A 21,793-nucleotide genomic window follows, 5' to 3' on the forward strand; every position below is an offset into this window, starting at 1 on the left:
CGCTCACCACACGCCCTCGGCCCGCCAGCCCCGCAACGGCATGCCCGACGCGCCGTGCTCGCCCAGCTTCACGCCCAGCATCTGGTGCAGCTGGATGTTGTCGAGCTCGAACCCGAGCCGGCAGGCGGCCATGTACAGCCGCCACACGCGGGCCCGGCCGATCCCGACCTCGGCGACGGCCTCGTCCCAGTGCTCCTCGAGGTTGGCGCCCCAGTCCCGCAGGGTGAGCGCGTAGTGCTCGCGCAGGTTCTCCTCGTGCCGGATCTCGAAGCCCGCGTCGTTCATCTCGGTCATCAGCAGGCCGGGCGACTCGAGCTGGCCGTCCGGGAACACGTACCGGCCGATGAACGGGTCGACCTTGCGCTTGTTCACCGTGTGCGGCTGCGTGATGCAGTGGTTGAGCAGCCGGCCCTCCGGGCGGAGCTTCCCGTACAGGAAGCCGAAGTAGGAGCCGAGCTGCTTCCTGCCGATGTGCTCGGTGAGCCCGATCGAGCTGACCGCGTCGAACCCGCTCTCCGGCACGTCCCGGTAGTCGAGGTGCCGGACCTCGGCGAGCTCCTCGAGGCCCTCGCGCCGGATCGCCGCCTGCGCCCACTCGGCCTGGTTCCTCGAGAGCGTCACGCCCAGCGCGTGCACGCCCATCCGGGCCGCGTGGCGGACCATCCCGCCCCACCCGCAGCCGACGTCGAGCAGCCGCATCCCGGGCTCGAGCGCGAGCTTGCGCGCCACCAGGTCGTACTTGGCCTCCTGCGCCTCCTCGAGCGTCGCGTCCGGGCGCGGGTAGGCGGCGCAGGTGTAGGTCATGGACGGCCCGAGCACCCACTCGTAGAAGCGGTTGGACACGTCGTAGTGGTGCGAGATGGCCTGGCTGTCCCGGAACTTCGAGTGCAGCCGCCCACGGGGCCGCGCCTCCAGCTCCGGGGGCGCGGGCCGGTACTTCAGCCACACGGGACCGACGGTCGCGAGCAGCTTCGCGAAGTCCGCCTTGGAGACCCCGTGCAGGGTGATGTCCGCCAGCGCGGACAACGCGGTGTAGAGGTCGCCCTCCACCTCGATCTCGCCCGTCACGTACGCCCGGGCCAGGCCGAGCGTGCCCGGCGCCGACGCCAACCGCGCCAGCGCCCGCGGCGACTCGATCCGCAGCGCCACCTCGGCGTCGTCCGGGCCGGACTTGCTGCCGTCGTAGGCGATCAGCCGGATGGGCGCGCCCGCCCCGATGACGTGCCCGAACACCTCCGCGACCCGCATGCTCATGCTCCCCCTCCGACCTTCGTGAACAGATCCGGTACCCGCCCCGCCGGGTCGTACCGCTGCTTGACGGCCCGGTAGGCCGTGCCGTTGTAGCGCTCCCAGAACTCCGTCTCGCCGTAGTGGACGGTCGAGTACAGGCTCTTGTGGCCGTCCAGATCGGCCACCAGCCGCTCGACGAAGCGATTGTGCTCCTCGCGGTCCGCCCCGACCGGCACGGACGACCAGAAGCCGACGTTCACGTACGGCGTGTGCGGTTCCATCGGGTACAGCGGCCAGGTGCGGTCCCCGCGCAGCTGCAGCGGGCAGAGCCACACCGGCGCGATGCCCACGTGCTCGTGGAAGGCCGCGAGGAACTCGGGGAGGCGGGGCGTCGGGATCTCGACGTCCTGGACCACCATCTCCTCCTCGGGCCGGCCGAGGGCGCGCCGCACCGTGTTCGACGCCTGGTACCGCTGGTCGAGCGCGACGAGCCTGCGGTACACGTCGGACCGCCGGTACCGCTTCGGCCACACGCGTCGGACGGCCGGCACCTGCACGCCGAAGGCGCGCGAGCACCAGAACCAGTCGGTGTCCCAGCGCCACAGGTAGTCGTGCACGGTGAGGTGGTCGACCGGCCGCCGCTGCAGGGACCGGTAGAACACGTCCATGCCGGTGTAGTCGGAGACCTGCGCGCCCGGCGTGGGGACGTCGACGAACCGCCCGACGCTCACGTAGTGCTCGCGGTCGGAGAACACGGTGCCGTCGACGAAGTCCGCGGGTCCGTCCGGCCGGGCGAACGCCGCCAGCGCGGCCGTGGCCTCCTCGGCGGTACGGAAGCGGTGGTGGGTGAGCCGGACGTAGGGCTTCACCGGCTGCAGCTCGATGCGCAGCCGCAGTGCGTAGCCGAGCGTGCCGTACGAGTTGGCGAAGGCGGCGTAGAGGTCCGCGTGCTCGGTGTCCGGCGCGGCGGTCACCAGCTCGCCCGCGGGCGTGAGGACGTCCATCTCCAGCACCGACTCGTGCGGCAGGCCGTGCCGGAAGGAGGTCGACTCGATGCCCAGCCCGGTCACCGCGCCGCCGAGGGTGATCGTCTTCAGCTGCGGCACGACCAGCGGCATCAGCCCGTGCGGCAGGGTCGCCGCGACGAGGTCCTCGTAGGAGCACATGCCCTGCACGTCCGCGGTGCGGGCCGCCCGGTCCACCTCGATCACGCCCGCGAGCCCGGAGGTGTCCAACAGCACCGGATCCGGGGCGGGCGTACCGAACCGGAAGAGGTTCGACGTCCGCTTGCCGAGCCGCACGGGAGTGCCGGCCGGGACCGCGCGGTAGGCGCGGACGAGCTCGTCGACGGTGGCGTCGTGCCGCCGCCGTGCCTCCGACGCCGCCCCCGAACCCGCGGCCGGACCCGCGGCCGGATCCCCCGAATCGGACGCCGGACCCGCCCCCACCCGCTCGACCGTGCTCACGCGGCCACGCTAACGCCGGAACGCGCCGCCGTCAGGGCCTTACGCGGCCTACTCCGTCACTCGACCGGCGCACAAGCGCGGCGAAACGGACCGATCACCCGCGCCGGCGGGACGCGACGAGCTTCGGCAGCGCCGGGATGCCGGTCAGCGGCTGGTAGGCCTCGCCCGCGGCGGTGAGTCCCGCGTACTCGTCGTCCGTCAGGCGGATCTCCGCGGCGGCGACGTTGCTCTCCACCTGCTCCACACTCGACGCCCCCGGGATCGCGACGACGTTCGGCGGGTGCACCACCCAGGCCAGGGCGATCTGCGACGGGGTGGCGTCGTGTGCCGAGGCGACGTCCCGCAGGGTGTCCAGCAGCGGCTTCGCGGCGTCGAGGTTCTCGGGGAGGAACATCGCGTTGGCCGCGCGCACACCGTTGGTGGGGCGGTGGTCGCGGTCGTACCGGCCGGAGAGCAGGCCCTGCGCCAGCGGGCTGTAGCCGATGACCACGTGCCCGGTGCGCTGCGCCCAGGGCAGCATCTCGGCCAGCGGGGCGCGCTGCACCAGGCTGAACTGCACCTGGTTGGACAGGAGCGTCGACCCGAGCCGGGCCTCCGCGGACTTCCAGCGGGCGAGCTTGTAGTTCGACACGCCGACGTCCCGGACCACGCCGACGTCCCGCAGCGCCTGCATGCCACGCATGGTGGTGCCGTCGCCGACCACGGGGTTCGGCTGGTGCACCTGGTAGAGGTCGAGGGTCCGCACGCCCAGCCGCTGTGCGCTCGCCACCCCGCGCTGCTGCACCACCGCCGCCGTGGGCAGCACCGGGAAGATCTTGGTGGCGACGACCACGTCGTCCGTCCCGCCGGTCTCCGCCAGCGCCTTGCCGAGGATGCGCTCGGAGCGTCCGAACCCGTACACCTCCGCGGTGTCGAAGACGGTGACGCCGAGCTCGCGGGCCCGGGCGACGATCCGGCCGGCCTCCCGCTCGTCGTACCCGCCGCCGTAGCCCCACTCCTTGGACCCGAACTGCCAGGTCCCGAGCCCGATCACCGAGTACGGCTTCTGCGTTCCGATGTTCTCCACATGGCGCATGGCCCCAGTGTGCCCACGGGGCGCCACAGCCCGAAGTCCCACTCAGTGGGCCCTCAGGAACGGGGTCAGTGTTCGGCCAGGAAGGCGTCGAGCGCGGGCCAGGTGGTGGTCCGCGCCTTGCGCCCGGTCAGGACGCCGAGGTGCCCGCCCGGCGCGGTCTCGAACCGCACCTCGGGAGCGCCGGACAGCAACGGGACGGCGCGGCGGACCGCGCGCAGCGGGGCGATGACGTCGTCCCGCCCGCCGACGACGAGGACCGGCACCTTCACCGAGGCGAGGGACACCCGCCGGCCCGCCAGCTCGAGGCTGCCGGCGGCGAGGTCGTTGCTGCGCAGGAAGAGGTGGAACAGCTGGCCGAAGACCCGGCCCGGGTAGCCGTGCATGTTGCGCATCATGTGGTCGACGGCCTCGATCTGGGCGAGGGTGTCCCGGTCGTCGAGCCGGGACAGGACCGCCAGCGGCTTGGTGATCATCTTGTCCACCGTGGTCAGCTGGAACACCGTGCTCACCAGCGGCGCCGGCCAGCTGCCCACCGCGCGGTAGAGCGCGGACACCGCCCGGCCGCCGGCCACCTCCGCCAGCGGGCGCAGCGGCGCGACCAGGGGCACCGCGGTGACGTCGACCGGGCTGCCGATCGCCGCGACCGCACACACCGGCAGCGGCTCCCCCGCCTCCTCGGCGGCGGCCAGGGCGAGCAGGCAGAACAGCCCGCCGAGCGACCAGCCGACCAGGTGCAGCGGCCCGTCGGTGAGGTCCGCGACGCAGCGCACGGACCAGGGCACCACGTCGTCGACCCAGTGCTCGATGCCCAGCCGGCGGTGCCCGAACGCGATCGGGCCGTAGTCGACGAGATACACCGGCCGGCCCTCGCCGAGCAGGTGCTCGACCAGCGAACAGTCCCGGCGGAGGTCGTAGGCGAAGTCGGGGGCACCCAGCGGCGGGACCAGCAGCACGGCGGGCCCCGCGGGCGCCACGCCCGGCAGCGGGTCGTAGCGGTACAGCGTGCCGCCCGGGCCGCGGGCGACCTCGGTGCACGGCATCCGGCGCAGGTCGGCGACCCCGCCGGCGACCGTCCGGTCCCAGGCGTTGGCGACGGCGGCACCCAGGCGGGACCCGAGCTCGTCGGACAGCGCACGGAGCACGGCGGCAGCCTACGGCCTGCGCGGGCCGCGGACGGCCCGCAGGGTTACCCGCGAGTATGTGACACTCCCCGTCATGCAGCGCGACATCTTCGACGCCGAACACGACGCGTTCCGCGACCTCGTCCGCACCTTCCTCGAGAAGGAGGTCGTCCCGCACCACGCGCAGTGGGAGAAGGACGGGCAGGTCGACCGCGACATCTGGCTCTCCGCCGGCAAGGCCGGCCTGCTCGGCACGGACGTCCCCGAGGAGTTCGGCGGCGGCGGCACCCCCGACTTCCGCTACAACGCCGTGGCCCTCGAGGAGATCACCGCGGCCGGCACCAGCGGCCTGGGCTTCCCGCTGCACAACGACGTCGTCGCCCCGTACCTGCTCCGCCTGGGGAACGACGAGCAGAAGCAGCGCTGGCTCCCCGGCTTCTGCTCCGGCGAGATCATCACCGCCATCGGCATGACCGAGCCCGGCACCGGCTCGGACCTGCAGGGCATCACCACGAACGCCAAGAAGGACGGCGACGACTGGATCCTCAACGGCGCCAAGACCTTCATCACCAACGGCATCCTGGCCGACCTGGTGATCGTGGTCGCCAAGACCGACCCCGAGGCCGGCGCCCGCGGCTTCTCGCTGCTGTGCGTCGAGCGCGGCATGCCGGGCTTCGAGCGCGGCCGCCGGCTGGAGAAGGTCGGGATGAAGGCGCAGGACACGGCGGAGCTGAGCTTCACCGACGTCCGGGTGCCCGCCGCCAACGTCCTCGGCGAGGTGGGGCAGGGCTTCATCTACCTGATGCAGAACCTGGCCCAGGAGCGGCTCTCGATCGCCGTGGGCGCGGTGGCCGGGGCCGCCGCGGCGCTGCGGATGACGCTGGAGTACACGAAGGAGCGCAAGGCCTTCGGCCGCCCGATCGCGAACTTCCAGAACACCCGCTTCGAGCTCGCCGAGATGGACACCGAGGTCGACGTGACCCGGACCTACGTCGACCGGTGCCTGAAGGAGCACGTGGCCGGCACGCTGTCGGTCGCGGACGCCGCCAAGGCCAAGTGGTGGGCCACGGACCTGCAGAAGCGCGTGGTCGACCGGTGCCTGCAGCTGCACGGCGGCTACGGCTACATGATGGAGTACCCGATCGCCAAGGCCTTCGTCGACTCGCGGGTGCAGTCGATCTACGGTGGCACCAACGAGATCATGAAGGAGATCATCGGCCGGGCCCTGATCGGCTGAGACCCGGGCTGCCCCGGCGCGGGTGAGCCGGGCGTGAACGGGTAGAAAACTCCCCATGGCCTTCCGGTTGACGCCGCAGGAGCGCGGCTTCTACCCGCTCTTCACCCGCGCCGCGGAGAACATCGCGGTCGCGGCGAACGAGCTCGCCGAGCTGGTGGCGGCACCGTCAGCGGAGCGGGCCGCGATCGCGAAGCGGGTGAAGGACGCCGAGAACGCGGGTGACGAGGTCACCCACGCCATCATGGTGAAGCTGAACTCGGTGTTCGTCACCCCGTTCGACCGCGAGGACATCTACCGGCTCGCCTCCTCCCTCGACGACGTCGTCGACGCCATCGAGGAGGCGGCGGACCGGATCGTGCTCTACCGGCTGGAGCGGCTGCCCGCGGGCATCACCATGCAGGTCGACGTCCTGTGCCGGGCCGCCGCCGCCACGGCCGAGGCGATGCCGCGGCTGGAGAAGATGGCCCAGCTGCAGGACTACTGGATCCACGTCAACTCGCTGGAGGACGAGGCCGACGAGGCCTACCACGCCGTCCTGGCCGGCCTGCTCTCCCCGGACGAGGCGATCACCGACCCGGCTGCCGTGCTGGAGGTCATCAAGCTCAAGGAGGTCGTGGACACCCTCGAGGAGGCCGCGGACGCCTTCGAGACGGTGGCCAACACCGTCGAGAGCATCGCGGTCAAGGAAGCCTGATGCTCCTCACGGCGGTCGTCGTCGTCATCGTCGTGGCGGTGGTGTTCGACTACACCAACGGCTTCCACGACGCCGCGAACGCCATCGCCACCTCGGTGGCCACCCGGGCCCTGTCGCCGCGGGTCGCGCTGGTGATGGCGGCGCTGATGAACCTCGTCGGCGCGTTCCTCGGCACCGCGGTCGCGTCCACCGTGGGCAGCGGGATCATCGCGGCGCCGCAGGGCATGCCGGGGCTGGCCGTGGTGCTGGCCGCGCTGATCGGCGCGATCGTCTGGAACCTCATCACCTGGTGGTTCGGCCTGCCGAGCTCGTCCTCGCACGCCCTGATCGGCGGTCTGGTCGGCGCCGCGCTGGCCTCCGCGGGCACGGTGAAGTGGGGCGGGGTGCTCGACAAGGTGATCATTCCGATGGTGCTGTCCCCGGTCGTCGGGTTCCTCCTCGCCGGCGCCGTGATGATCGTGCTGCTGTGGATCTTCAAGGACAGCAGGCCGACGCGGACCGCCCGCGGGTTCCGGATCGCGCAGACGGTGTCCGCGGCCGCGATGGCGCTGGGCCACGGCCTGCAGGACGCCCAGAAGACGATGGGCGTGATCGTGCTGGCCCTCGTGGTCGGCGGCTTCCACCAGGGCTCGGAGGTGCCGTGGTGGGTCGTGCTGGTCTCGGCGGGCGCGCTGTCGCTGGGCACCTACGCCGGCGGCTGGCGCATCATGCGGACCCTGGGCCGGCGGATCATCGACCTGGACCCGCCGCGCGGCTTCGCGGCCGAGCTCACGGCGTCGTCGATCCTCTACACGACGGCGTTCGTGTTCGCCGCGCCGATCTCCACCACGCAGACGATCACGTCCTCCATCCTCGGCGTGGGCGCGACGAAACGGCTGTCGGCGGTCCGCTGGGGAGTGGGCGGCAACATCGCCGTGGCCTGGGTGCTGACCCTGCCGGCCGCGGCGCTCTGCGCGGCACTGGCCTACTGGGCGCTGCACCCGCTCGTCACCTGAGCGGGGGGCTCATCCGATCCCGGTCGAGGCCTTCAGCCGGGCCCGCTCCGCGTCGACGTCGTAGTCCGGGGGCGGGAACTGCGGGGCCAGGTCGTCGAGGGTCTCGGCCAGCAGCGCGGCCACGGCCCAGTTCCGGTACCACTTGCGGTCGGCGGGCACGACGTACCACGGGGCGACGTCGGAGTCGCAGCGCTCGAGCGCCGCGGCGTAGGCCTCCTGGTAGGCGGGCCACTTCTCCCGGGCGTCGACGTCGCCGGGGTGGTACTTCCAGCGCTTCTGCGGGTCGTCGAGCCGGGCGAGCAGCCGCTCGGCCTGCTCCTCCGCCGAGATGTGCAGCATGCACTTGACGACCGTCACGCCCTGGCCGGACAGCTCCCGCTCGAACTCGGCGATCGCCTCGTAGCGGGCCTGCCAGACCTCCTCCGGCACCAGCCCGTCCACCCGCGCGACCAGCACGTCCTCGTAGTGCGAGCGGTCGAAGACACCGATCCGCCCGGGCACCGGCACCTGCCGCCGGATCCGCCACAGGAAGTCGTGCGCCCGCTCCTCCTCGGTCGGCTTCTTGAACGAGGCGACGTGCACGCCCTGCGGGTTCACCATGCCGAGGACGTGCCGGATGGTCCCGCCCTTGCCCGAGGTGTCCATGCCCTGCAGGACGAGCAGCACCGCGCGCCTCCCGCCCGCCGTGCCCTCGGCGTAGAGGGCCTCCTGGCGGGCGTCGAGCCGCGCCCCGAGGTCCTCCATCGCCAGCGCGGCGTCGGCCTTGTCCCGCGGGCCCAGCGGGCGCCCGCGCGGATCGATCGCCGACAGGTCGACGGGCCCGGGCGCCACCCGGAAGGTCTCGCGCGCGGTCGCCATGGCGGCACCCTACGGGCCGGCCGACCGGCTCACTCGCCGGCGGCAGCGCGCGCCGTCCCGGTGGCCCCGAACGCGACGTCGCGCCGGTCCATGGACCCCCTCACCACCTCGCGCAGCGCCTCCAGCACGCCGAGCGACGCGGCGTCGGCCAGCGCGTAGAACACGACCGAGCCCTCGCGCCGCACGGTCACGAGATCCGCGTGCCGCAGCACGGCCAGGTGCGACGACAACGTCGACGCGACCGCCCCGGTCCGCGCACGCAGGTCCGCGACCGACCGTTCCCCCTCGGCCAGCAGCTGCAGGATCCAGATGCGATCCGGGTGCGCCATCGCCTTGGCGACGTCGGCGAGCACCTGCCTCGACCGCGCCGCCCCGTGCAGCTCCGGCGTCGAATCGGCCTGCGGGAACACCCTCGTACCCCTCCTCGACGACACGACCGGCACCGTCTCCGGCTCCCTGCGCCGGACCCGTGGTCCGGCCCGTCCGTCGGGGACGGAGGCAGGGTGCCGGGGGGTTCCCGGCCGGTCACGGAGGGAAACCGGCCCGGCGTGACCGATCAGGAGGGCGATCGGCGGGCGGTCAGCGGGTGCCCACCGGCACGACGAGCGGCGTGCCGGCGACGGGGTCGGGGATGACCCTGGCCTCGAGCCCGAAGACCTCGCGCAGCAGCGGTTCGGTGATCACCTCGGCCGGCGGGCCCTGCGCGACGATCCGGCCGGCCTTCATCGCCACGAGCCGGTCCGCGTAACGCGCCGCCAGGTTGAGGTCGTGCAGGACCATCACGACGGTGCGGCCGCGCTCCTCGTGCAGCCGCTCCACCAGCTCCAGCACCTCCACCTGGTGGGCGAGGTCGAGGAAGGTCGTCGGCTCGTCGAGCAGCAGCAGGTCGGTACCCTGCGCGAGCGCCATCGAGATCCAGGCGCGCTGCCGCTGGCCGCCCGACAGCTCGTCGACCGGCCGCTCGGCGAGATCGGAGATGCCGGTCCAGGCGAGCGCCTCGGCCACGGCGTCCTCGTCGTCGCCCGACCACTGCCGGTACCAGGCCTGGTGCGGGTGCCGGCCGCGCGCGACGAGGTCGCCGACCGTGAGCCCCTCGGGCGCGGTGGGCGCCTGCGGGAGCAGGCCCAGCACGGTCGCGACCTGCTTCGTGGGCATCTCGTCGATCTTCCGCCCGTCGAGCAGCACGTGCCCGCGACTGGGCTTGAGCAGCCGCCCGAGGGCGCGCAGCAGGGTGGACTTGCCGCAGCCGTTGGGCCCGATCACCGCGGTGACCGTGCCCTGCAGGACGTCGAGGTCGAGGTCGTCGACCACGACGCGCTCGCCGTAGCCGAGCCGGACGCCCTCGGCGCGCAGCCGCACCCGCGTGCCGTCGGACCCGACGAGGGCCTGCGTGTCCTCCGCCAGGGCGGTCTCGGCGTTCGGTGTCATGCGCGGGCCTCCCGGCCTTGTCTGACGAGCAGGTAGAGCAGGTACGGGGCGCCGAGCACCGCGGTCACGACGCCGACGGGCAGCTCGACGCCGCCGAAGGCCGTGCGCGCGATGAGGTCGGCGAGGACGGTCAGCGCGGCGCCGATCACCAGCGAGGCGCCGACGGGCGGGCGCGAGGAGCCGACGAGCCGCTGGGCGATCTGCGGCGACACCAGCGCGACGAACGCGATCGGGCCGGCCGAGGCGGTGGCCACGGCGGCCAGCACGACCGCGACCAGCAGCAGCAGGCTCCGGGAGCGGTCCACGCGCACGCCGAGCCCGCGGGCGGTGTCGTCGCCGTACTGCAGCGCGCCCATCACGAAGGAGAGCACCAGCGCGGCCGGCACCAGGACCAGCAGGGCGATCCCGACCGGCACCACGTGCTCCCAGCCGCGGGCGTTGAGGCTGCCGTTGATCCACACCGTGGCGCGCGCGGCCTCGTAGACCTGCGCCACGATCAGCAGCCAGTTCACGACGGCGACCAGCATCGCGTTGATGCCGATGCCGACCAGGACGAGGCGGAAGCCCTGGATGCCCTTCCGCCAGGCCAGGCCGTAGATCACGATCGCGGCGACCAGCCCGCCGATCAGCGCCGCGATCGGGAGCCCGACGGCGGCGAGGGCGCCGACCAGGCCGGCGCCGCCCAGCACGATCAGCGTGACGGCCGCGGCGCTCGCGCCCCAGGTGATGCCGATGATGTCCGGGCTGGCCAGCGGGTTCCGGGCGATCGACTGCATGATCGCGCCGGACACCGCGAGCGCGCCGCCGACGAGCAGGCCGGTCAGCGACCGCGGGAGCCGCAGCTCCAGGATGATGAACTGCTGGCTCGGGTCGCCGCCGCCGAACAGGGTGGCCAGCACGTCGGGGATGCCGATCGGGAACTCGCCGCGGCCCACGTTGAGCGCCACCGCGAGCACCAGCACGACGAACGACGCCACGAGGACCAGCACGTTGCGCGGGCGCCAGACGCCCGAGACCGGCCCGCGGCGAAAGGGGCGGCGGCCGGGCACCCGCTCCAGGACCTCGCGCGCGGCCGGGTCCAGCGTGGGCTGCGTGGGTGCCGCCATCAGATCGTCACCAGCTTCCGGCGGCGCACGAGCGCGATGAAGAACGGCGCGCCGATCAGGGCCAGGACGATGCCGACCTGCAGCTCGCCGGGCCGGGCGACCAGCCGGCCGATCACGTCCGCCGTGAGCAGCAGCATCGCGCCGAGCAGCCCGGACGCCGGCAGCAGCCACCGGTGGTCCGGGCCGGTGAAGGCCCGGACCACGTGCGGCACCACCAGTCCGACGAAGCCGATCGGCCCGCAGGCCGCGGTGGCCCCGCCGGCGAGCAGGGTGATCGCGACGATCCCGAGCACCCGGGTGCGGCGCACGGACTGGCCGAGCGAGCGGGCGACGTCCTCGCCGAGCGAGAGCGCGTTGAGCGCCGGCGCGGTGGCGAGCGCGATCAGCGCGCCGACCACGATGAACCACACGACCTGCCCGGCGACGGCGGTGTCCCGGCCGGCGAGCGAGCCGACGTTCCAGAACCGGTAGGCGTCGAGCGTGTCGGTGTCGATCAGGATGATCGCCGAGACCAGGCCGCTGAGCAGGAAGGACAGCGCGGCGCCGGCCAGGGCGAGGCTCACCGGCGTCGGACCGCCGCGACCGCCCGCGGAGCCGAGCAGGAACACCGCGACGCTCGCGACCATCGCCCCGGCGAAGGCGAACCAGACGTAGCCGAACAGCGTGGTCACGCCGAACACGTAGATCCCGACGACCACGAAGAACGCCGCCCCCATGTTCACGCCGAGCAGGCCGGGGTCGGCGAGGGAGTTGCGGGTGTGCCCCTGGATCAGCGCGCCGGCGAGACCGAGCGCCGCGCCCACCAGCACGCCGAGGACGGTGCGGGGGATCCGCAGCGAGCGGATGACGATGTCGTCCTCGGTGCCCGTCGGCGCGACCAGCGCGCTCCACACGTGCGAGAGCGGGATGACCTTCGTGCCGAACGCGATGCTGGCCAGCACCGCGAGCACGAGGAGCGCGAGGAGCACGCCGAGACCGACCAGCCGGCGGCGACGCAGGGACCGTTGGGGACGGGCGCGTCCCCGCCCGCCGGCGGCCGGCACCACCGGCGCCGATCCGACTGCCACTACTCGCCCTCCGATCGTCCCGGACAGGTGAGGCACGCCTGTCTGTGAGCACAGGGTCACCACAGTGCGGCGAACCTCAGTCGGAGTGAGGCTAGCCTTAGCCCGTCCGTGCGAAAAGTCCTGGTGCCCTTCCCGTGGATCACATCCGCCGCGTCCGGGCTGCCGGGGGTGCTGCCGGACGGCCCCCGCCGCACCGGCCCGCCGGTCGGAGCCGACGGGGCCGGCCGGACCGCAACGGGGCGCGCCCGCGGCGACCGCACCGGGGGCGCGCCCGCGCCCGCGGGGTGCTGGGATGGGGCGGTGCGCCGACTGCTGCCGTGGGATCCCGCCGGCCCCGCCGCCCCCGCCGAGCTCGCCCCGGAGGACCTGCCGGGGGTCTACGCCTACCCGCCGGATCCGGGCCGGCCGTGGGTGCGGGTCAACTTCGTCTCCAGTCTCGACGGGGCCGTCTCGGTCGACGGGCGCTCCGGCGGACTGGGCACGCCGGCGGACAAGGCGGTGTTCGGCACGCTGCGCCGGCTGGCGGACGTCGTGCTCGTCGGGGCCGGCACCGCGCGGGCCGAGCGCTACCGCGGCGCCCGCCGGCCCGCCATCGGGCGGGACGCTCCCCCGCCGATCGCCGTCGTCACCGGGTCGGCCGCGCTCGAGCCGGACCTCGGGCTGTTCACGGACACGTTCGTACCGACGATCGTGCTCACCACCGCCGGTGCCCCGCCCGAGCGGCGCGCCGCGCTGCGCGAGGCCGGCGCCGACGTCGTCGAGCTGCCGGACCTGGCCGTGCCGACCCTGCTCGGCGAGCTGGAGCGGCGCGGGATGCGGCGGGTGCTGTGCGAGGGCGGCCCGGGGCTGCACGGCGACCTGATCGCCGCCGGCGCCGTCGACGAACTCTGCCTGACGCTCTCCCCGCTGCTCGCGGCGGGCGACGCCGGCCGCATCGCGCACGGGCCGGCCGGCCGGGCGCCGGAGGGCATGGCGCTCGCCTCCGTCCTCGAGGAGGACGGCACGCTGCTGCTGCGGTACGTCCGGACCCCGGGATAATCCCCGCACATCCGCCGATCGGGTGATGTGGCGTGAGCGTGCGGGAGCACGGTCCGTCGGATGCTGTGTACGGCGCCGGACACCGGCGCACCCCACGGTTCTCCGAGGAGTACGCATGAGCAGCACCACCGGCAGCACCACCGGCGGGACCCCCGCCGCCACCCCGTCGACCTCCGGCGCCGCGGGCACCGCGGGCAGCCCGGGTCGGCTGGCCGAGGAGACCGCGCAGGGCAGGACGACGATCGCCGCCTCGGTCGTCCAGAAGATCGCGGGCATCGCGGCGCGCGAGATCTCGGGCGTCCACTCGATGGGCGGCGGCCTCTCCCGCACGTTCGGCGCGCTGCGCGAGCGCATCCCGGGCGGCGGTACCGGCGCGTCGAACATCGCCGGCGTGCAGGTCGAGGTCGGCGAGAAGCAGGCCGCGGTCGACCTGGACATCGTGGTGGAGTACGGGGTGTCCATCGTGGACCTCGCGCGGGCGGTGCGGCGGAACGTGATCACCGCCGTCGAGCGGATGACCGGCCTCGAGGTGATCGAGGTCAACATCGCGGTCAACGACATCCACCTGCCGGACGAGGACGGCCAGGAGGCCCCGCCGGCGCCCGCCACCCCGGCCCCGTCGCGGGTCGAGTGACCGGCACAGACCCGAGCGGCCCGCGGGACACCACGGACGAGCTCGCCCGCCGCGTCGCCGAGCTGGTGGCCGCCCACCCCGCGGTGGTCCGGCTCGACGGCGGGCTCTACGGCGCCGTCGCCACCCACCTGCCGGGCCGCAGGCTCCTCGGCGTACGGGTCGACGAGCACGGCGGACCCGTCGAGGTCGCCGTCGTGCTGTCGCTCGCGGCGCCGATCCCGGAGGTCGTCGCCCAGCTGCGGGCGCGGGTGGCGGCGGTGACGGGCGGGCGCCCGGTCGACGTCACCGTCTCCGACGTCGTCGACCCCGGGCCCGGCCGGCCGGTCGGCCCCGTGGCGTCGGTGGAGATCGGGCCGTGACCGACGGGGCGGAGCTCCCGGAGACGTGGACGCAGTCGTGGACGCGGGAGGAGCGCGCGGCCTACCGCGCCTTCGTCCGCGACCACCACCCGGACCGCGGCGGGGACCCCGAGGCCTTCGTCGAGGGCCTGGCCCGCCTCCGGGCGGCGCGGGACGGCGGTCCCGCGGACGCCGTCCGGTCCACGGGGCCGCCCGGGTCCGCCCACCCCGATCCCGACGTGCGGCGCTACGACGCCCCGGTGGAGATCGTCCCCGACCTGCCGCTGGCGGTCCGGATCGTCGTCGCGGCGATCCGGACCGCCCGCCGCCGGGCCCGCACCCGCGTGGACCGGCACGACCCAGATCCAGGAGTGGAACGAGAATGAACGCCACCCAGACCGGCCTGCTGGCGGGTCTCCTGCTCGGCCTGGCCGCCGCCTTCGGCGGGTTCGTCGCCTTCGTCATCGTGCTGGTCCTCGGCGCGATCGGGCTCGCGGTCGGCCGGTTCCTCGACGGCGAGCTCGACCTGTCCGGCGTCCTCGGCCGGGCCCGCGACAAGTGAGCGCCCCGGCCGTCCGGCCGCCGGCGCCGACCGCCGGGCCCGCCCTCGGCCGGCCACCGGCCCCCGCGACCCGGGCCCCGGCCCAGGTCGCGCTGCCCGGCTGGGCGCCCGACGCCGACGAGCGCGGCGTCCTGGACATCGCGCCCACCGTGCTCCGCAAGCTCGTCGAGCACGCGACGGACCTGGTCCCGGGCACGCTGCACCGCGAACGCCGGCTGGCCGGGGTCGAGGTCGGCGACGCCGGGCCGCGGGCGCGGATCAGCGCGAGCGGCGACGCCGTCGACGTCCGGCTCGAGCTGACCTGCGCGTACCCGGCTCCGGTGCGGGACACCGTCGCGGCGGTGCGCACCAAGATCGCCGAGGAGCTGGAGCGGATCGCCGGCTACCGCGTCCGCTCGCTCGCCGTCACCGTCTCCGGTCTGCGCGAGGCCACCGGGCCCGCGCAGCCCCGCATCCGATAGGGAGGCCACCCGTGCGCGTGCTGCTCCGCACGCTGTCCCCGCTGCTGGGCCTGGCCCTGGCCGCGGTCGGCGTGATCCTCGTGATCGAGGTCGTCGCCGCCTGGCTCCGGCCCGGCACGAACGGGCTGGTGGTGCCCTGGCCCTCGTGGCAGGCGGCGTTGACCGGGCTGACCTGGGCGGACCGGCCGGTGATCGTCGTCGCGATCTGCGTGGCCGTCGTCGGGCTGCTGCTCCTGCTGGTCGCGCTGCTCGCCCGCCGGCACGACGTCGCGCTCACCGCCCCGACCCCGGAGATGACCGTGGCGACCTCGCCGCGGGTGCTGGCCCGCCTGGTCGGGCGCACCGTCCGGGAGTCCGACGACGTCGCGGCGGCGACCGTGAGCGCCTCCGCGCGCAAGGTCGTGGTCCGGGCCGAGGGCTGGCCCGACGCCGGGGGCGGGTTCGGCGAGCTGACCGACACCGTCCGGGACCGGGTCGCCACCCTGCTCGACGAGCTGCCCCTCGCCCGGCGACCGCGCGTCGCCGTGTCCACCCGCGGCCGGAAGGAGCCCCGATGAGCACCCCGACGGGCACGCCGGACACCCCCGCCCCGCCGCGGAAGGTCGTGCGCGGCTCGCGCAGGGCCGTCGCCCGGTCCGCCGGCACAGACCGCTTCTGGCTCGCCGTGCTCGGGCTCGTGCTGCTGGCCGCGGGCACCCTTGCGGCGCTGCTCGGCTTCGGCGTGTTCGGCGCCGGCCGCGCCGCCCGGCCGCTGCCGGACCCGATGATCGTCGACGCCCTGCGTGCGCAGCAGCAGCTCTGGCGCTGGGTCGCGATCGCCGCAGGCGTGGTGCTCGTGGTGCTCGGGCTGTGGTGGGCCGTCCGGTCGCTGCGCCCCGAGCGCCGCCCCGACCTGCTGCTCGAGGCGGACCCGGACAGCACGCTGCTGGTCACGGCCGGGGCGATCGCCGAGGCCGTGGCCGACCGGGCGGCGGCGCTGCCCGGCGTCGGCAGGGCCCGGGCGCGGATGGTCGGCACCTCGAGCACCCCGGCGCTGCGGCTGACCGTGTGGGTCACGGACGAGGCGGACGTCGCCGAGGTGTGCCGGCGGCTGGAGACCGAGGTCGTCGCGGAGGCCCGGGACTCGCTGGGCCTCGCGCACCTGCCGGTCGCCGTCCGGTTGGAGCTCGACTCCGTCACGCACGCTCCCCGGGTGGCCTGACCGCTGGTTAGCCTCGACCGTATGACGCGCGACACCGACCCCGTCCTCTCCGGCCGCACGGCCCTGGTCACGGGCGCCGCCAGCGGCATCGGGGCGGCGATCGCCCGCCGGCTCGCCGCGGACGGGGCCCGGGTCCACGCCGTCGACCTCTCCGCCGAGGCCGTCAAGGCGCTGGCCGCCGAGGTCGACGGGATCGAGGCCGTGCCCTGCGACCTGACCGACCTCGACGCCGTCGACGCCCTGCCGGGCGACGTCGACGTCCTGGTCAACAACGCCGGCCGGCAGCACGTCTCCCCCCTCGAGGACTTCGACCCCGAGCTGTTCCACCAGATCCTCACGATCATGCTCGAGGCGCCGTTCCGGCTGATCCGCCGCGTGCTGCCGCACATGTACCAGCAGGGCTGGGGCCGGATCGTCAACGTCTCCAGCGCGCACGGGCTGCGCGCCTCGCCCTACAAGTCCGCCTACGTGGCGGCCAAGCACGGGCTCGAGGGGCTGTCCAAGGTCACCGCGCTGGAGGGTGCGGCGCACGGGGTGACCAGCAACTGCGTCAACCCCGCCTACGTGCGCACGCCCCTGGTGGAGAAGCAGATCGCCGACCAGGCCCGCACCCACGGCATCGGCGAGGACGAGGTCGTCGAGAAGATCATGCTGACCCCCGTCGCGGTGAAGCGGCTGATCGAGCCGGACGAGGTCGCCGAGTTCGCCAGCGTGCTGTGGGGTCCGGCCTCGGCCTCCGTCACGGGGGTCTCGCTGGTCCAGGACGGTGGCTGGACCGCCCACTAACGACCGGTTCACCGACGGGCGGGCAGACTGGGACCGTGGGGGCCCGGGCACGCGTCGTGATCATCGCGCTCCTGGGCGTACTGGTGCTGGCCGCCTGCTCGGTCGGGCCCTCGCAGCGTCCGCCGGTCGCGGTGCGCGGCGACTCCACCACGGGGCCGCCGCCGAGCACCGCGGCCGTCCCGGCCGATCCGGACGCCCTGCCCGCCCCACAGCAGCAGGACCCGCTGATCGACTACGCCGACTGCACCGCGGACACCGTCGAGGCGGTGGCGGCGGCCGGTTTCCCGGTGCCGGCCGGGCGCGGCCTGAGTGCGAGCTGCGGCGAGCTGGCCGTCGACACCGACCCGGCCCGGCCGGGCGCGGAGGCGACCCGGCTCGGCGTGCTGCGGGTCGGCGCCGCCGACGCACCCCGCAGCCGGCCCGCGCTGGTCGTGGTCGGCGACAGCGCGGGCGGTGGCTCGGCCCGCGCCGCAGCCCGGCTCGCGACACTGGTGTCCGACCCCGTGCTGGCGCAGTACCAGCTCGTCGGGCTGGACCGGCGCGGCACCGGCAGCGACCTCATCGACTGCGCGCCGCCGGAGTCGCGGGCGGCGATCACCGACACCCCGCCCGTCGGCGGCGACACCGACCTCGGCCCGCTGCTCGAGGAGGCGCGGGCGGTCGTGCAGGACTGCTACCTGCTCCTCGACAGCACGATCAGCTCCTACCGCACCGCCTCCACCGCCGCGGACCTCGAACGGCTCCGGTCCGCCCTGCGCGTCGAGCGGCTCGATGTCGTCGGGCTCGGCGACGGTGCCAGCGCGGTCGCGGCGTGGGCGTCGGCCCATCCCCGCTCGGTCGGCCGGGTGGTGCTCGACTCCCCCGTCGACCTGGTGTCGGACGAGCCGGACCGGAGCGAGGCCCGGGCCGGTGCGGCCGAGGCGGCGTTGGACGCCTTCGCCGCCGCCTGCATCGCGCGGGGCGGCTGCCCGCTCGGCGCGGACCCGCGGGCGGCCGTCGCCGGCGTCGTCACCGGGCTGGGGGTGCGTCCGCTCGCCTCGGCCGACGGCGACCGGCTCACCGCCGGTGGCGCGCTCACCGCCCTGACCACCGGCCTGCGCGAACCCGCTCGCTGGCCCGCGCTGGCCGCCGGGCTGGCCGCGGCCGGCACGGGCGACCCCACCGGGCTGATCGGTTTCCTCGCCCCCGTCCTCGGCGACGGCGGGACGTTCGACGACGAGCTGGCCACGGCCTGCAACGACACCACCCGCCGCCTTGCGCCGCCGGAGGTCGCGCAGCTCGCCGACCGCTGGTCGAAGCAGTACCCGCTGTTCGGGGCCGCGGCGGCGCAACGGCTGCTGGCGTGCGGGCCGTGGCCGGCGTCGTCGGGCGCGCCGACCCTCTCCACCCTGCCCGCCGACACCCCGCCGGTCCTCGTGCTCGGCACCGCGGCGGACCCGCGCGCACCCCAGGACGGCTCGCGGCGGGTCGCGCAGCTGCTCGGCCGCAGCTCCTTCGTCGGCTGGCAGGGCGCCGGGCAGGGCGCCTACCCGCGCAGTGCCTGCGTGACCGCCCTGGTGGAACAGGTGCTCGTCGCGGGCTCGATGCCCCGCGACGGCACCGTCTGCCCCGCGTGACGACCGCAGCATGCGCGGTCGGGACGTGTCGGGGCCGATGAAGCCCTTGGAGATCATCCCGTCCCGGGCGACGATGCCCGGGTCCTCGCCGTCGACGTCGACCTTCTTGCCGAGCTCGATCATCTCGTCGTTGTCCAGCGCCTCCGCGACCGGCTGCATGACCTGCTCGATCTCGGGGTGCTCGCGGTACGTCTCCTCGCGGAGCACGACGGAGATGGTGTACTCGGGAGGCCTTCGGCGACGGCGGTCATCCGGCCTCCCCACCCCGTGCTCCTCGCGGACACCGGCGATCACGTCCGTGACCGTGGTGACGTCGATGATGCCGAGGACCTCGCCGCGCGAGCCCGTCACGACCGCGCGGCCGCCCTCGTGAGCCCGGAATCTGCCCGCTGCAAGCGCGGGCGGCCGGACCCGCTCACCCCGCACACGTGACGATGACCGTCCGGAAGGCGCAGCGCGGGGCGCCCTCGTCAACAGTGATGAAACCGGCCGTCCGGGCGATACGTCCGGAGCCGGACGCGCGACGAGCCCCGTGGACACATCGAACCGGACTTCTCCTCGGGGGTAGAAGCCAGCATGACCGCGATCCTCCCGGACCGCCCCACCGCTCCGTACGTCTCCCTGCCGGCCCCGGCCGTCCCGGCGTCCGCCCGCGTGGCCGGCGTCGTCGACGCCGCCTGCCGCTGCGGCCACGGCGCCACGGCCCACGAGCACTACCGTCGCGGTACCGAGTGCGTGACCTGCGACTGCCCGCGCTTCCGCCGGACCGCCGGTATCCGCCTCTTCCGCCGCTGATCCGACCTCCCGCACCGCGCTAGGAGGTCGGGTCCTCCGGCTCGTCCTGCTGCTCGTCGTCGGCCTCTCCCGGCGGCTCCGGCCCGGCGGCGGGGGGCTCGACGGCGGGGGGTTCGACGGCAGGGGGTTCGGCCTGCTCCGGCGCGCGCGGCGGCAGGGGCGCGACGGCCGGAGGCTCGACCTGCTCGTCGGCCTCGGTGACCGTCTCCACGTCCTCCGCGACCGCCCCGCTCGCGTCGTCGGGATCGAGCGCGAGGACGAAGCCCAGGCCCAGGAGCACGACCGCCAGCGCGACCGCCATGGCCCGTCCGCGGTCGGGCCGGGGGCTGTCCGCCTTCCGGGTCGTCCGGGTCGTTCCCGTGCGGCGGCCGCCGACGGCACGCCGCGCGGCGGTGGCGGGCACCGACACGAGGGTCTCGAGCGGACCGCGGCCGACGGTCCGGCGCCACGCCACCGCCACCGCGAGCGCCCCGAGGACCATCGCCAGGAGCAGGACCACCGGCTCGTCGGACAGGATGCCGCTCGCCAGCACCACGAGGTGCGCGCAGTAGAGCGTCAGCGAGAGTTCGCCCGCCGCGGCCAGCGGGGACAGCAGCCGGCGCACCGCGTCGACCCGCGTCAGCAGCAGGAGCGCGCCCAGCAGGGCCATCGCGCAGCCCAGGGTGTGGGCGAGGTCGACCGGCGAGTGCGAGTGCGGCGTGGGCAGCGCGAGGTACCACCACGTCGGCAACGGGTAGGCCTCCCACAGCAGCCGCTGTGCGATCTCCGCCGCCGGCACGTCGCCCCGCGCGGCCACCGCGGTCACCTCGGCGAGCCCACCCAGCGGGTACAGCAGGACCCACGACACGATCCGCGACCCGGCGGCGAGCACCACCCCGCCACCGAGGAGGGCCCAGCCCACGCGCGTCGACGACAGGTCGAGCCTGCCGATCGCGAGCCCGGCCGCGAGGTAACCGAGGTAGACGACGGCGGGGTACTCACCCGTCACGAACAGCTGGAGCAGCAGCCCTGCCGGGTCCTGGACCAGTGTGGCGAGCGTGGGATCGGTGGTGGCCCGCGGCAGGCCGGCCGTGGCCACGAGGGCGACCGGTCCGAGGAGGAAGGCCACGGCGGTCACCGCGGTGAGCGCGCGTGGACCCAGCCAGAGCAGCGGCACCGCGAGCAGGAAGAACACCCCGTAGAAGGGCAGGATCCCGTCGATCCCGTTCGCCGGGGAGAGCAGCCCGAACACCAACCCGAGCAGGCCGATCAGCACCGCGCGGACCACGAGGCCTGCGGCCGCCGCCGGCTTGCCACCGCGGCCGCCGGACAGGAACGCCACGCCCACGCCCGCGACGAGCACGAAGGTCGACACAGCCCGACCCGCCGCGATCACGGTGGCGGCGGTCGGCGAGCCGTCCGCACCGAACACCGGGAAGACGTGGGTGGCCATCATGCCGATCAGTGCCATGCCGCGCGCCGCGTCGACCCCCACCACCCGCGAGTCGCGTCGGGCCGGGGGAATCCGCAGGGGCACGGTGGGCTGGTCGGCCGCGACCGGCAGGGTGGGCTGCCCGGCCCGAGGCTGCTCGGCCCAGGCGGGTCCGGCCCATGCGGGCCCGGCGCGGACGGACGAGATCGACACGATGTTCCTCCCCGACGACGTGCGCGCCCGCCTCGAGCGCGTCTCGACGCCGAGCCTGGCAACGCACCGCCGCCCGGTCGCTGGGGCGAGCCCCCGCACCCCGGGGTGCCGCCCCCCGAGACCGCGAGCGTGTTCCTTCCACTCCGCCCGTGAGTGGCAATCACCGCTCGAGCGACCATCGCCCCTCACGAGCAGATGGTGAACGGCACTTTCGCTCATTCCTAGTGAGCGAAAGTGCCGTTCGCTCATCCCTGGTGGGCGCGTTCGGTCATCACTCGTGAGCGACGGTGCGTTCGCTCGGAATGGCGTTTCGCTCGGAAGGCCCCGAGAACGTGGGAAAGCCCCGCAGCAGGACTGCTGCGGGGCTTTCCGTGTTGTTTGATGTCGGCGGCGACCTACTCTCCCACACCCTGGCGAGTGCAGTACCATCGGCGCTGGAGGGCTTAGCTTCCGGGTTCGGG

The 21,793-nt window shown here is 74.5% G+C and carries 24 protein-coding genes, 1 rRNA gene and 1 pseudogene; 14 read left to right on the forward strand and 12 right to left on the reverse strand.

The features are described 5' to 3' along the window. Positions 1-3: 3 nt before the first annotated feature. From ABD990_RS24310 to ABD990_RS24325, 4 genes are all read right to left on the reverse strand, one after another. Positions 4-1,248 (reverse strand): class I SAM-dependent methyltransferase, encoded by a 1,245-nt coding sequence (locus ABD990_RS24310; protein WP_345383075.1) that lies wholly within the window; start codon positions 1,246-1,248, stop codon positions 4-6. Positions 1,249-1,250: 2 nt separating this feature from the next. After that, positions 1,251-2,696 carry an FAD-binding oxidoreductase gene (locus ABD990_RS24315; protein WP_345383049.1) on the reverse strand — a complete coding sequence of 482 codons (1,446 nt, stop codon included), beginning with the start codon at positions 2,694-2,696 and terminating at the stop codon, positions 1,251-1,253. A gap of 94 nt (positions 2,697-2,790) precedes the next feature. After that, positions 2,791-3,771 carry an aldo/keto reductase gene (locus ABD990_RS24320; protein ID WP_345383050.1) on the reverse strand — a complete coding sequence of 327 codons (981 nt, stop codon included), beginning with the start codon at positions 3,769-3,771 and terminating at the stop codon, positions 2,791-2,793. A 65-nt stretch (positions 3,772-3,836) separates the two neighbouring features. Then, entirely contained in the window at positions 3,837-4,913 is a 1,077-nt protein-coding gene (locus ABD990_RS24325) for an alpha/beta hydrolase (RefSeq protein WP_345383051.1), read from the reverse strand. 73 nt (positions 4,914-4,986) lie between these two features. On the opposite strand from ABD990_RS24325, the gene ABD990_RS24330 reads away from it, so the two are divergent. From ABD990_RS24330 to ABD990_RS24340, 3 genes are read left to right on the forward strand one after another with little or no spacing between them, the layout of a single operon-like run. Continuing rightward, positions 4,987-6,129, forward strand: coding sequence for an acyl-CoA dehydrogenase family protein (locus ABD990_RS24330; RefSeq protein ID WP_345383052.1), 1,143 nt, complete (start codon positions 4,987-4,989; stop codon positions 6,127-6,129). 55 nt (positions 6,130-6,184) lie between these two features. Further along, positions 6,185-6,823, forward strand: coding sequence for a DUF47 domain-containing protein (locus tag ABD990_RS24335; protein WP_345383053.1), 639 nt, complete (start codon positions 6,185-6,187; stop codon positions 6,821-6,823). After that, the gene (locus ABD990_RS24340) at positions 6,823-7,818 is read left to right on the forward strand and encodes an inorganic phosphate transporter (protein ID WP_345383054.1); all 996 of its coding nucleotides are present in this window, start codon (positions 6,823-6,825) and stop codon (positions 7,816-7,818) included. Before ABD990_RS24335 ends, ABD990_RS24340 begins: the two co-directional genes overlap by 1 nt. 9 nt (positions 7,819-7,827) lie before the next feature. Here ABD990_RS24340 and ABD990_RS24345 read toward each other — a convergent pair whose 3' ends face one another. The 5 genes from ABD990_RS24345 to ABD990_RS24365 all read right to left on the reverse strand — a co-directional run bounded on the left by ABD990_RS24345 (position 7,828) and on the right by ABD990_RS24365 (position 12,277). Then, a complete protein-coding gene (locus ABD990_RS24345; RefSeq protein WP_345383055.1) occupies positions 7,828-8,676 on the reverse strand; it encodes a polyphosphate kinase 2 family protein in 849 nt (282 codons plus the stop codon). Positions 8,677-8,705: 29 nt separating this feature from the next. Further along, a complete protein-coding gene (locus ABD990_RS24350; protein WP_345383056.1) occupies positions 8,706-9,086 on the reverse strand; it encodes an ArsR/SmtB family transcription factor in 381 nt (126 codons plus the stop codon). A 169-nt stretch (positions 9,087-9,255) separates the two neighbouring features. Continuing rightward, positions 9,256-10,104, reverse strand: a complete 849-nt coding sequence (locus tag ABD990_RS24355) for an ABC transporter ATP-binding protein (protein WP_345383057.1) — start codon at positions 10,102-10,104, stop codon at positions 9,256-9,258. Further along, positions 10,101-11,210: a FecCD family ABC transporter permease gene (locus ABD990_RS24360; protein WP_345383058.1), complete on the reverse strand. Its 1,110-nt coding sequence runs from the start codon at positions 11,208-11,210 to the stop codon at positions 10,101-10,103. Before ABD990_RS24360 ends, ABD990_RS24355 begins: the two co-directional genes overlap by 4 nt. After that, positions 11,210-12,277: a FecCD family ABC transporter permease gene (locus ABD990_RS24365; RefSeq protein WP_345383059.1), complete on the reverse strand. Its 1,068-nt coding sequence runs from the start codon at positions 12,275-12,277 to the stop codon at positions 11,210-11,212. Before ABD990_RS24365 ends, ABD990_RS24360 begins: the two co-directional genes overlap by 1 nt. 300 nt (positions 12,278-12,577) lie before the next feature. Between ABD990_RS24365 and ABD990_RS24370 the strand changes: the two genes are divergently transcribed. From ABD990_RS24370 to ABD990_RS24415, 10 genes are all read left to right on the forward strand, one after another. Beyond that, the gene (locus ABD990_RS24370) at positions 12,578-13,315 is read left to right on the forward strand and encodes a pyrimidine reductase family protein (protein ID WP_345383060.1); all 738 of its coding nucleotides are present in this window, start codon (positions 12,578-12,580) and stop codon (positions 13,313-13,315) included. Positions 13,316-13,430: 115 nt separating this feature from the next. Continuing rightward, positions 13,431-13,949, forward strand: a complete 519-nt coding sequence (locus ABD990_RS24375; protein WP_345383061.1) for an Asp23/Gls24 family envelope stress response protein — start codon at positions 13,431-13,433, stop codon at positions 13,947-13,949. Continuing rightward, positions 13,946-14,308, forward strand: coding sequence for a hypothetical protein (locus ABD990_RS24380; RefSeq protein WP_345383062.1), 363 nt, complete (start codon positions 13,946-13,948; stop codon positions 14,306-14,308). Before ABD990_RS24375 ends, ABD990_RS24380 begins: the two co-directional genes overlap by 4 nt. Then, positions 14,305-14,673, forward strand: a complete 369-nt coding sequence (locus tag ABD990_RS24385; protein ID WP_345383063.1) for a hypothetical protein — start codon at positions 14,305-14,307, stop codon at positions 14,671-14,673. The genes ABD990_RS24380 and ABD990_RS24385 overlap by 4 nt, the downstream gene beginning before the upstream one ends. Next, positions 14,670-14,849, forward strand: a complete 180-nt coding sequence (locus ABD990_RS24390) for a hypothetical protein (protein ID WP_232872641.1) — start codon at positions 14,670-14,672, stop codon at positions 14,847-14,849. The genes ABD990_RS24385 and ABD990_RS24390 overlap by 4 nt, the downstream gene beginning before the upstream one ends. Next, positions 14,846-15,310 (forward strand): Asp23/Gls24 family envelope stress response protein, encoded by a 465-nt coding sequence (locus ABD990_RS24395; RefSeq protein WP_345383064.1) that lies wholly within the window; start codon positions 14,846-14,848, stop codon positions 15,308-15,310. The genes ABD990_RS24390 and ABD990_RS24395 overlap by 4 nt, the downstream gene beginning before the upstream one ends. Positions 15,311-15,321: 11 nt before the next feature. Beyond that, positions 15,322-15,867 (forward strand): DUF6286 domain-containing protein, encoded by a 546-nt coding sequence (locus ABD990_RS24400; protein ID WP_345383065.1) that lies wholly within the window; start codon positions 15,322-15,324, stop codon positions 15,865-15,867. Further along, on the forward strand, positions 15,864-16,511 hold the full coding sequence (amaP, locus tag ABD990_RS24405; RefSeq protein WP_345383066.1) for an alkaline shock response membrane anchor protein AmaP: 648 nt from the start codon (positions 15,864-15,866) through the stop codon (positions 16,509-16,511). The genes ABD990_RS24400 and amaP overlap by 4 nt, the downstream gene beginning before the upstream one ends. Positions 16,512-16,532: 21 nt before the next feature. Beyond that, positions 16,533-17,297, forward strand: a complete 765-nt coding sequence (locus ABD990_RS24410) for a 3-hydroxybutyrate dehydrogenase (protein ID WP_345383067.1) — start codon at positions 16,533-16,535, stop codon at positions 17,295-17,297. A 35-nt stretch (positions 17,298-17,332) separates the two neighbouring features. Then, a complete protein-coding gene (locus ABD990_RS24415; protein ID WP_345383068.1) occupies positions 17,333-18,913 on the forward strand; it encodes an alpha/beta hydrolase in 1,581 nt (526 codons plus the stop codon). A 72-nt stretch (positions 18,914-18,985) separates the two neighbouring features. Here the strand turns inward: ABD990_RS24415 and ABD990_RS34535 are convergent. Next, positions 18,986-19,453, reverse strand: a pseudogene (locus ABD990_RS34535) (glycine betaine ABC transporter substrate-binding protein); the annotation flags it as partial. A gap of 36 nt (positions 19,454-19,489) precedes the next feature. Between ABD990_RS34535 and ABD990_RS24420 the strand changes: the two are divergent. After that, positions 19,490-19,708 (forward strand): hypothetical protein, encoded by a 219-nt coding sequence (locus ABD990_RS24420; protein ID WP_345383069.1) that lies wholly within the window; start codon positions 19,490-19,492, stop codon positions 19,706-19,708. Positions 19,709-19,727: 19 nt separating this feature from the next. Here ABD990_RS24420 and ABD990_RS24425 read toward each other — a convergent pair whose 3' ends face one another. Continuing rightward, positions 19,728-21,332, reverse strand: coding sequence for a heparan-alpha-glucosaminide N-acetyltransferase domain-containing protein (locus tag ABD990_RS24425; RefSeq protein ID WP_345383070.1), 1,605 nt, complete (start codon positions 21,330-21,332; stop codon positions 19,728-19,730). A 382-nt stretch (positions 21,333-21,714) separates the two neighbouring features. Then, positions 21,715-21,793 (reverse strand): 5S ribosomal RNA (gene rrf, locus ABD990_RS34540); the annotation flags it as partial.

Source organism: Pseudonocardia yuanmonensis (genome assembly GCF_039542425.1).
In the GTDB taxonomy this organism is placed as follows: Bacteria; Actinomycetota; Actinomycetes; order Mycobacteriales; family Pseudonocardiaceae; genus Pseudonocardia; species Pseudonocardia yuanmonensis.

Bases quoted from the DNA above. Each gene is read 5' to 3' on its own strand.
- ABD990_RS24310 (WP_345383075.1), bottom strand. From the start codon at position 1,248: ATGCGGGTCGCGGAGGTGTTCGGGCACGTCATCGGGGCGGGCGCGCCC.
- ABD990_RS24320 (WP_345383050.1), bottom strand. From the start codon at position 3,771: ATGCGCCATGTGGAGAACATCGGAACGCAGAAGCCGTACTCGGTGATC.
- ABD990_RS24330 (WP_345383052.1), top strand. From the start codon at position 4,987: ATGCAGCGCGACATCTTCGACGCCGAACACGACGCGTTCCGCGACCTC.
- ABD990_RS24335 (WP_345383053.1), top strand. From the start codon at position 6,185: ATGGCCTTCCGGTTGACGCCGCAGGAGCGCGGCTTCTACCCGCTCTTC.
- ABD990_RS24340 (WP_345383054.1), top strand. From the start codon at position 6,823: ATGCTCCTCACGGCGGTCGTCGTCGTCATCGTCGTGGCGGTGGTGTTC.
- ABD990_RS24345 (WP_345383055.1), bottom strand. From the start codon at position 8,676: ATGGCGACCGCGCGCGAGACCTTCCGGGTGGCGCCCGGGCCCGTCGAC.
- ABD990_RS24355 (WP_345383057.1), bottom strand. From the start codon at position 10,104: ATGACACCGAACGCCGAGACCGCCCTGGCGGAGGACACGCAGGCCCTC.
- ABD990_RS24360 (WP_345383058.1), bottom strand. From the start codon at position 11,210: ATGGCGGCACCCACGCAGCCCACGCTGGACCCGGCCGCGCGCGAGGTC.
- ABD990_RS24375 (WP_345383061.1), top strand. From the start codon at position 13,431: ATGAGCAGCACCACCGGCAGCACCACCGGCGGGACCCCCGCCGCCACC.
- ABD990_RS24390 (WP_232872641.1), top strand. From the start codon at position 14,670: ATGAACGCCACCCAGACCGGCCTGCTGGCGGGTCTCCTGCTCGGCCTG.
- amaP (WP_345383066.1), top strand. From the start codon at position 15,864: ATGAGCACCCCGACGGGCACGCCGGACACCCCCGCCCCGCCGCGGAAG.
- ABD990_RS24410 (WP_345383067.1), top strand. From the start codon at position 16,533: ATGACGCGCGACACCGACCCCGTCCTCTCCGGCCGCACGGCCCTGGTC.
- ABD990_RS24420 (WP_345383069.1), top strand. From the start codon at position 19,490: ATGACCGCGATCCTCCCGGACCGCCCCACCGCTCCGTACGTCTCCCTG.